The organism is Phocaeicola fibrisolvens (assembly GCF_025567125.1).
GTDB lineage: Bacteria > Bacteroidota > Bacteroidia > Bacteroidales > Bacteroidaceae > Phocaeicola > Phocaeicola fibrisolvens.
Genome location: NZ_JAOQJI010000078.1, coordinates 1 through 8,915 on the forward strand (window position 1 = coordinate 1; position 8,915 = coordinate 8,915).

Below are 8,915 nucleotides of genomic sequence, written 5' to 3' on the forward strand. Positions count from 1 at the left end.
TAAAGATACAAAAAAGCCAGCTAATTCGCAACACTTTGTGTATGAATTAGTTGGCTAATTTTATATTATTTACTGAATGTCCCTATGTAAGTCCTGTTTCCATTGTTCTTTTTTATTTTGAAGTTATAAATTCATTTTTCTCATTGGGTTGAAAATCGGTTCCGGCAGGGCGCTGGAAGATGTGCAACCCGAATTCCGGTACCATGGCAATCAGGTGGTCGAAGAGTTCACCTTGCAAGGTTTCGTAGGGAATCCAGTCGGGCGTGTTCGAGAAGCAATACACTTCCACAGGGATGCCTTCGGTGGTAGGTTGCAGCTGGCGGACCATCTGCATCAGGTTATGGTTCACGTCGGGATGGCTGCAGATGTACTTCAGGGCATATTCCCGGAACACGTACAGGTTGACCGGTGGTTCGCTGCCTTCTGTGGGGGCACTTATCCATCCTTTTTCCGTGAAGCGGGCTACTTCTTCCGGGGTACAGAAATGTACGGTGGTCATATCAATGAACAGTGAACGCTTGATGCGTCGTCCGCCACTTTCGCGCATGCCCCGCCAGTTCTGGAAGGAGTCGCTGACCAGGGCGTAGGGAGGGATGGTCGTGATGGTCTTGTCGAAGTTCTGCACCTTGACCGTAGTCAGCGAGACTTCCACCACGTATCCGTCGGCCCCGTATTTGGTCATGGTAATCCAGTCGCCCGGACGCAGCATGTCGTTGGCCGAAAGCTGTACGCCGGCCACCAGCCCTAGAATGCTGTCCTTGAATATCAACATCAGAATGGCGGCCGAGGCTCCGAGTCCGGTCAGGATGGCCGTCGCATTCTGGTCAATCAGAATGCTGATAATCAGTATGATTCCGATTCCGATGGCTATCAGGTTAATCATTTGGTAAATACCTTTGAGCGGACGGTTTTTCAACGCCTCGTGCTCGCTGGAAATCTCATACAGCGAGTCCAGAAAACATTTAATCAGCATGAGAGCGGTGATGATGAGGCAAATCAGACTGATTTTGAGTAGAATCTGAAGAAGATAGGCCGAGGAGTCGTTGAAGGCGAAAGGGAGTAGAACGTACCAGATGATCGGAGGAATCATCCGGCAGAACGAGGTCATCATCTTGTCGTTAAACAGATAGTCGTCCCAGGTAGCCTTGGTGCGGGCCGTGATTTTCCGTACTGCCGGCATAATCAAATGGCGGAATACCAGGGTCATGAGATAGGATATTAATAAAATAGCTAAAATAAGCACTACTTGGGTGCTCCAGCTGAGGTCGTTCTTTTCAATGCCGGTCTGCTGGAGAAGTTGTGCGATTTCTTGATTCAGTGTATTCATTTTGTAAAGTATTTTTCTTTTGGAGACTCAAAGATAAACAAGTTCTCAGAGTTTGCAAAATAGAAATATCCTCTTGTAGAAACATTTATTTTCTTCATATCTTTTTGCGGAACAAATGGTTTCACTAAATTTGCCGACAAGAAATTACTAATACCAAAATAAAGAATCTAATGAGTTTGAAAATTGTAGTATTGGCAAAACAAGTTCCCGATACACGTTGTGTGGGAAAAGATGCCATGAATGCCGACGGTACGATTAATCGTGCGGCACTTCCGGCGATTTTTAATCCGGAAGATTTGAATGCCTTGGAACAGGCACTCAGACTGAAAGACACACATCCCGGTTCTACTGTGACAATTCTGACAATGGGACCAGGCCGTGCCGCTGAAATTATTCGTGAAGGATTATACAGAGGAGCCGACAACGGTTATCTGCTGACAGACCGTGCCTTTGCCGGTGCCGATACGCTGGCCACTTCGTATGCGCTGGCCACTGCCATCCGTAAGATTGGTGCATACGACATCATCGTAGGTGGACGTCAGGCTATCGATGGAGATACTGCACAGGTAGGTCCGCAGGTGGCTGAAAAACTGGGATTGCCGCAAGTAACTTACGTAGAAGAAATTGAAGAAGTGAAAGACGGACGCATCCGCGTGAAACGTCATATCGACGGCGGTGTAGAAACGGTAGAAGCTCCGCTGCCGATTGTATTGACGGTGAACGGTAGTGCCGCTCCTTGCCGTCCGCGCAATGCGAAACTGGTGCAGAAATACAAACGTGCACTGGGTGGTCAGGAAAAAGCGGCCATTACTAAAGACGGGGCTGAACTGCCTTATGCTTCTTTGTATGAAAGCCGTCCTTATCTGAACATCACGGAATGGAGCGTAGCCGATGTAAACGGTGACACGAAACAATGCGGTCTGTCGGGTTCTCCGACCAAGGTGAAGAAGATTGAAAACATCATCTTCCAGGCAAAGGAAAGCAAGACACTTACCGGCAGCGATGCAGACGTAGAGAATTTGATTGTTGAACTGTTGGCTAACCATACTATCGGATAAAGACTATGAATAACGTATTTGTATATTGTGAGATGGAAGGTGCCCATGTGGCCGATGTCAGTCTCGAACTTTTAACCAAAGGTCGTAAGTTGGCCAACCAGCTGGGATGCCAGTTGGAAACCATTTGTGCCGGCAGTGGCCTTGCAGATGTAGAAAAACAAGTTTTGCCATACGGAGTAGACCGCGTACATGTGTTCGACGCTCCGGGCTTGTTCCCTTATACTTCACTTCCTCATACTTCTATTCTTGTCAACTTGTTCAAGGAAGAAAAACCGCAGATTTGCCTGATGGGTGCGACGGTGATTGGTCGTGACCTGGGTCCACGTGTGTCTTCAGCCTTGACGAGTGGTCTGACAGCCGACTGTACGCAGCTGGAAATCGGTAACCATGAAGACAAGAAGAACGGTATCACTTACGAAAACCTGTTGTATCAGATTCGTCCGGCTTTCGGCGGTAACATTGTGGCTACCATTGTCAATCCGGAACATCGTCCGCAGATGGCTACCGTTCGTGAAGGGGTAATGAAAAAAGAAATTGTGGATGCCAACTATCAGGGTGAAGTGATTCGTCACGACGTAGCGAAGTATGTACCCGAAACAGATTATGTGGTGAAGGTTATCGACCGTCACGTGGAAAAAGCAAAACATAATCTGAAAGGAGCTCCTATCGTAGTAGCCGGTGGTTACGGTATGGGCAGCAAGGAAGGTTTCGACATGCTGTTCGAACTGGCTAAGGAACTTCATGCAGAAGTGGGTGCCAGCCGTGCGGCGGTAGATGCCGGTTTCTGTGAACACGACCGTCAGATTGGTCAGACAGGGGTAACGGTACATCCGAAGTTGTATATCGCTTGCGGTATTTCCGGACAGATTCAGCACATCGCCGGTATGCAGGATGCAGGTATCATCATCTCTGTGAACAGCGACCCGAATGCTCCGATTAATACTATTGCCGATTATGTCATCAACGGTACGGTGGAAGAAGTAATCCCGAAAATGATTAAGTATTACAAAAAGAACAGTAAGTAATAATTTGAGGTAAGTATGGACGGTAAATGGTGGCTGTGGTATCTGCTGATATTCTTTTTTGCAGCTCCTGCCTTTTCGCAAGATACGATTTATTTGGATAAAAAAGGTAGATGGCTGGATAGCAAGGAGAATGCGTTTCGATATTGTACTCGGGTTGATTTGGCCGAAGACAATATTGAGGTGAAGGTTTATAACTTGGGAGATACACTGCTCTATTTACATCACTTTTCCTATTTTGTAGATGACCCTAAAAAATGTATCGTAAATGGAGTGTCGTCCATTTTTTATGCAGATGGACAACTTTCGGATACCTATATGAATGTAAAGGGAAAGAAGGAAGGTGAGTATCGTCGGTTCTATAGAAACGGCGAGTTGAAGTACCTTTGCCATTTTGAGAATAACAGACGCGAAGGACAGTTGGAGATGTATTATCCCAATGGTTCTTTATGGCGGACCGAAGAGTTCCGAAAAGGACGTTCACAAGGAGGTCATGTGTACAATGCTGCAGGAAATGAAATTGAGTTCTATCCGTCTGAGCGGATTGTAGGTTTTCCAGGTGGAGTGGATGCGTTGGCGCTTTTTATGAAAGAGCATGTGCATTATCCTTTGGAAGCCTCGGAACAAAAGGTGGAAGGACGTGTACTTGTACAATTGACTTTTGATCAGCGTGGTAGAATCGTGGAATATCATGTACTTCCTCAAAGTACGGAGAATTATTATTTGAGGAAAGAAGCGATTCGTTTCGTGGAAGAAGACTTGATGAAAACAGAGTGGGAACCAGCCGTGCAATTTGGGGAATTTAAAAAAATTCGTTTTGTGTTGCCGATTGCATTTAAGATACCGAACCTCAAAGCCTCAAAATAAAAAATTAAAATTATGGCAAACTTTTATACAGAACATCCGGAACTCAAGTATCACTTGAACAATCCGATGATGGAGCGTATCTGTCAGTTGAAAGAACGCGATTACAGAGATAAAGACGAGTACGATTATGCGCCGCAGGATTATGCGGATGCCATCGACTCTTACGATAAAGTGTTGGAAATTACCGGTGAAATCACGGGTGAGGTGATTGCACCCAATGCCGAAGGAGTAGACCAGGAAGGTCCGCATCATGCCAATGGCCGTGTGGAATATGCTTCGGGTACAAAGGCTAACCTGGAGGCCATGGTAAAGGCTGGATTGAACGGAATGACCATGCCGCGCCGTTTCGGTGGTTTGAATTTCCCGATTACGCCGTACACCATGTGCGCGGAAATCGTGGCTCAGGCCGATGCCGGTTTCGGTAACATCTGGTCTTTGCAGGACTGTATTGAAACCTTGTATGAGTTCGGTAACGAAGACCAGCATAGCCGTTTCATCCCACGTATCTGTGCGGGCGAAACCATGTCTATGGACTTGACTGAACCGGATGCAGGTTCCGACTTGCAGAGCGTGATGCTGAAGGCTACGTACGATGAGGCTAACAACTGCTGGCGCCTGAACGGAGTGAAACGTTTCATCACGAACGGTGATGCCAATATTCACCTGGTACTGGCCCGTTCGGAAGAAGGTACTCACGATGGTCGTGGTTTGTCTATGTTTATCTACGACAAGAACGATGGCGGAGTTGACGTACGTCGTATTGAAAACAAGCTGGGTATCCATGGCTCTCCGACTTGTGAACTGGTGTACAAGAATGCGAAGGCTGAACTTTGTGGCGACCGCAAGCTCGGTCTGATTAAATACGTCATGGCATTGATGAACGGTGCCCGTCTGGGTATCGCGGCGCAGTCAGTAGGTTTGAGCCAGGCTGCTTATGATGAAGCATTGGCATACGCAAAAGACCGTAAGCAGTTCGGTAAGGCGATTATCGAATTCCCGGCAGTGTACGACATGCTGGCTACCATCAAGGCGAAACTGGATGCCGGTCGTGCGTTGTTGTATCAGACTTCCCGTTATGTGGATATCTACAAAGCCTTGGACGACATCGCCCGTGAACGCAAGCTGACTCCGGAAGAACGTCAGGAGCAGAAACGCTATGCAAAACTGGCCGACAGCTTTACACCGCTGGCAAAAGGTATGAACTCTGAATATGCCAACCAGAATGCCTACGACTGTATCCAGGTACACGGCGGTTCCGGCTTCATGATGGAATATGCGTGTCAGCGTATCTACCGTGATGCCCGTATCACCAGCATCTACGAAGGAACCACTCAGTTGCAGACGGTTGCTGCCATCCGTTACGTGACCAACGGTTCGTATGCGGCTACTTTGCATGAATTTGAAACGGTACCTTGTGCACCGGAATATGAAGGTTACATGGATCGTATCAAAGAAATGACCCGTAAGTTGGAAGCCTGCACCAATGCAGTGAAAGAAGCACAGAACCAGGAACTGCTGGATTTTGTGGCTCGTCGTTTGTATGAAATGGCGGCTGTCTGCGTGATGAGTCACTTGTTGTTGCAGGATGCCACCAAGGCTCCTGAAATGTTCGGCAAGTCATTGAATGTGTATGTGAACTATGCAGAGTCAGAAGTGGAAAAACATTTCAACTTCATCCGCAAGTTCCAGGCTGAAGAACTGGCAAGTTACCGGAAATAAGTTTCTGGCTGTATTTTCAAATAAGCACGGCTGACTGAATAAGTCATCCCATAAAATCCTCCTGTGGTTAGTCTGAATCGGATGAAAGACTGGCACAGGAGGATTTTTTTTAGGTGTTAGTGAATAAGTTTTTTTAGTTTGGTGACTTGCTTCTGAATCTTTTCTTTAAGTGTGTGAAATGAGTTTTTTCCGTAGCCATCGGTTGAATAGGAAGAGCAGGAAAAGGGCGAAGAGAATAGGCAGATAAAACAGACAGGTCTGTAGGGAAGGACTACCTTCTTGCAAGATGTGTAGCAGGGAAAGTAGCTTATTCCCGTATTGCCAGCACAAAAGTATTAGGCAACCTCCGATCGCCAGAAAGGTAGTGACGAGCATAAGGATGAACAATCTTTTCTCTTGCCGCTTTTCGCGTAGCAAGGTTTCCTGATGAATCTTCTGCATCATCCGGTAACTGAAATTGCTGGGCAACCGGTAGTCAGGCTGCTGGCTGAGAGCCTTTTTGAGTCCTTTATGGGTGGTATTCATAAGTCAATCCTCCTCTTTCATTAATGTACATAATTTTTTGCGGACGCGGTGTAGCTTCACTTTCACATTATTTTCGGTCAGGTGAAGGATGTAGGCTATTTCCGTCACCGGTTTCTCTTCTTCATAGAAGAGTGTCACCAAGGCCTTCTCGTCCGAAGTCAGACGGGTGAGTGCTCGTTGCAGCTTTTCTATCTGTACCTCATTTTCCGTATTGAGTGTTTCGTCTACTTCCGTATCCGACAAGCTGTTCCACATCCGGTTGTCGAACGAAAGAAGCTCATGCTCTTTTTTCCGCAGGGCAGACGTGGCGGTGTTGTAGGCAATGCGGTAAATCCAGGTAGAGAAACTGCTGTTCTCCTGAAACGAGGAAAGGTGGGTGAAGGCTTTCATAAAACAGTCTTGCGTCAGTTCTTCCGCATCCTCCGGCGAGCCTACCATGCGGACAATCAAGTGAAACACCTGTGGTCCGTAGGTATCCAGGAAATAGGAGAACTGTTCGGTTCTCCCGCTTAGGATGGATGCGATGATATGTGATTCCTCGTTTTGCATGATGCCTTTTAGACGCGATGCCTTGTGAAAGGTTACAGCCTGCGGAAAAAATTTTTTTTCATTGCTCATGGAGTGTAACCTTTTTCGTAGGGATGCGTCTAAAGGGGCAAAGTAACAAATTAAAAACGAAACGACGATGGAAGAATTAATGATTGTAGCCAATGTGGCCATTGTATTTGGAGTGATTTATAAATTGTTTGAACTGTTTGCCGGAAGAAGAGAACGGATGATGCTAATTGAGAAACTAGGAGATAAGCTGACACCGGAAACCTTTAAGAAAGGTATTGTGTATCGGCCCAGCTTGTTTTCTTTTGGTGGATTACGAGTGGGATGTCTGCTGCTGGGGATAGGTGTGGGACTGTTGATTGGATATGGTTTGGTGTATGCTACTCAGCCGGAATATTTTACAGAAGACCCATGCCGAGTAGTAGAACATACGGTTTCCATCATTTACAGCGCCAGTGTATTGCTGGGAGGCGGCTTGGGTCTGGTCATTTCTTATTTGATTGAAAAGAAACAGCTGGACAAGGAAAAATAAAAGCTTATTTTACTTTCAGACAAAGCGGTTTGATACGGGATTGACGTGTCAAATCGCTTTTTTAATGGCGTGATTTGCCTTAAAGATGTACATTTATTCTTTATTTATCCAAACAGATGCAATATTTTGAACTCAAATAGGATATTCTTTGTAATTTTACTGAGAGGTTAATTATGGAGGTTTTGGGTTATGAAATGGAATTACATAACAGGAGTGGTATGTGCTTTCATGCTGTTTGTAGGTCAGGTACATGCACAAGTGGAAGGAACGGATTCGCTTCGGATGGTAATGTACCACGACGGAGCGAATGAATTAAAGGAGATGATTATCTGTCCGCCGGTGTTTTGTTCCTTACCCGATGGAAAGCGCGTGAAGATGAAAATTTGCAACGACGGAGAAGAAACAGTACGTAAAGTTTCTTTTTGCTTGTTTTATAAGAAGAAAAGGCTTTGTAAGGTTCGGCTGCCGCACATGCAGAAAGGAGCGACCTATGAGTTTGCGGTGAATATCCACGAAAAACTGTCGCGGAAGGATCGGGAGAATTTGGAGTTCGAGTTGAAAAAAGGTTCTTGTTATCGGATGTATAAACTTCCAATACATTGATGGAATTATAATTCTATATTTTTGGGTTTTAGTATTTTATCTGTTAAGAGATTTAATTACATTATGCAGAATGATTAATATATGTTGTAAAGCATGGTTTTTTGACTCTGCTTTTTGTAGTTTCAAATAAAATAAATACTTTTGCACTGTGTTTTTCATAGTATTAGATTTAAGGTTAACAAAGGTTGGAGTTCAGCGGAACTCCTTTTTTTATGTCCTTACGTCTGGACATGAAAAAGGCCATTTCCACGGGCGGTGGAAACAGCCTTTTCAAGCAGGAAGGAATTTTATCCTTATTTCTTTTTAGTATCATCTGCTACGTCATTGATGACTTTGGCTTCATAGTTGAATTTAGAGAATCCTTTCTTCAAGTTTTCTACGGATGTCTTGTCGGCATCATACACAATGGTTACGGTTTTGTCCTGTAAATTGGTTTTCAACTCTTTCAGGCCTTTTTCAAAAGCGATGTTCTTCTGTACTTTCTTTTCGCAGTTCTGGCATACCATTTGCTGAACTTTGAAAGTGACTTTACGCATGTTTTTAGCTGAAGCATTCAAGCCGCCCAGCAGGACAGCCAACAATGATAATACTACAATTCGTTTCATAATTTAAATATTTAAATGGTGACATTAGTGTCCACTAAAAAATCATAGTAGTTCTTTGAAATTATTGAGATTCAATTTGTTATGAGTAATTTTGGGGAGAAC

10 protein-coding genes are annotated in these 8,915 nt (G+C 45.1%); 6 read left to right on the forward strand and 4 right to left on the reverse strand.

What is annotated here, in order from left to right:
* Positions 1–112: 112 nt before the first annotated feature.
* Positions 113–1,327 (reverse strand): mechanosensitive ion channel family protein, encoded by a 1,215-nt coding sequence (locus tag OCV81_RS17095; protein ID WP_148331057.1) that lies wholly within the window; start codon positions 1,325–1,327, stop codon positions 113–115.
* Between the two features lie 170 nt (positions 1,328–1,497).
* On the opposite strand from OCV81_RS17095, the gene OCV81_RS17100 reads away from it, so the two are divergent.
* Genes OCV81_RS17100 through OCV81_RS17115 form a run of 4 tightly spaced genes read left to right on the forward strand, consistent with a single transcriptional unit; the run spans position 1,498 to position 5,993 of the window.
* Positions 1,498–2,385: an electron transfer flavoprotein subunit beta/FixA family protein gene (locus tag OCV81_RS17100; RefSeq protein ID WP_022355034.1), complete on the forward strand. Its 888-nt coding sequence runs from the start codon at positions 1,498–1,500 to the stop codon at positions 2,383–2,385.
* A 5-nt stretch (positions 2,386–2,390) separates the two neighbouring features.
* Positions 2,391–3,410 carry an electron transfer flavoprotein subunit alpha/FixB family protein gene (locus OCV81_RS17105; RefSeq protein WP_118431935.1) on the forward strand — a complete coding sequence of 340 codons (1,020 nt, stop codon included), beginning with the start codon at positions 2,391–2,393 and terminating at the stop codon, positions 3,408–3,410.
* Between the two features lie 15 nt (positions 3,411–3,425).
* Positions 3,426–4,274 (forward strand): TonB family protein, encoded by an 849-nt coding sequence (locus tag OCV81_RS17110; protein ID WP_022353463.1) that lies wholly within the window; start codon positions 3,426–3,428, stop codon positions 4,272–4,274.
* Positions 4,275–4,286: 12 nt separating this feature from the next.
* On the forward strand, positions 4,287–5,993 hold the full coding sequence (locus tag OCV81_RS17115) for an acyl-CoA dehydrogenase family protein (RefSeq protein WP_148331058.1): 1,707 nt from the start codon (positions 4,287–4,289) through the stop codon (positions 5,991–5,993).
* A gap of 165 nt (positions 5,994–6,158) precedes the next feature.
* On the opposite strand, the gene OCV81_RS17120 is transcribed toward OCV81_RS17115, so the two are convergent.
* Together OCV81_RS17120 and OCV81_RS17125 are read right to left on the reverse strand one after the other, a co-directional pair.
* On the reverse strand, positions 6,159–6,518 hold the full coding sequence (locus OCV81_RS17120) for a hypothetical protein (protein ID WP_148331059.1): 360 nt from the start codon (positions 6,516–6,518) through the stop codon (positions 6,159–6,161).
* 3 nt (positions 6,519–6,521) lie between these two features.
* Positions 6,522–7,067: an RNA polymerase sigma factor gene (locus OCV81_RS17125; RefSeq protein WP_148331063.1), complete on the reverse strand. Its 546-nt coding sequence runs from the start codon at positions 7,065–7,067 to the stop codon at positions 6,522–6,524.
* A gap of 136 nt (positions 7,068–7,203) precedes the next feature.
* On the opposite strand from OCV81_RS17125, the gene OCV81_RS17130 reads away from it, so the two are divergent.
* The gene (locus OCV81_RS17130; RefSeq protein ID WP_148331060.1) at positions 7,204–7,605 is read left to right on the forward strand and encodes a DUF6249 domain-containing protein; all 402 of its coding nucleotides are present in this window, start codon (positions 7,204–7,206) and stop codon (positions 7,603–7,605) included.
* 189 nt (positions 7,606–7,794) lie between these two features.
* Positions 7,795–8,208, forward strand: a complete 414-nt coding sequence (locus OCV81_RS17135) for a hypothetical protein (RefSeq protein WP_148331061.1) — start codon at positions 7,795–7,797, stop codon at positions 8,206–8,208.
* 293 nt (positions 8,209–8,501) lie between these two features.
* On the opposite strand, the gene OCV81_RS17140 is transcribed toward OCV81_RS17135, so the two are convergent.
* Positions 8,502–8,813 carry a heavy-metal-associated domain-containing protein gene (locus OCV81_RS17140; protein WP_148331062.1) on the reverse strand — a complete coding sequence of 104 codons (312 nt, stop codon included), beginning with the start codon at positions 8,811–8,813 and terminating at the stop codon, positions 8,502–8,504.
* Between the last annotated feature and the right edge of the window lie 102 nt (positions 8,814–8,915).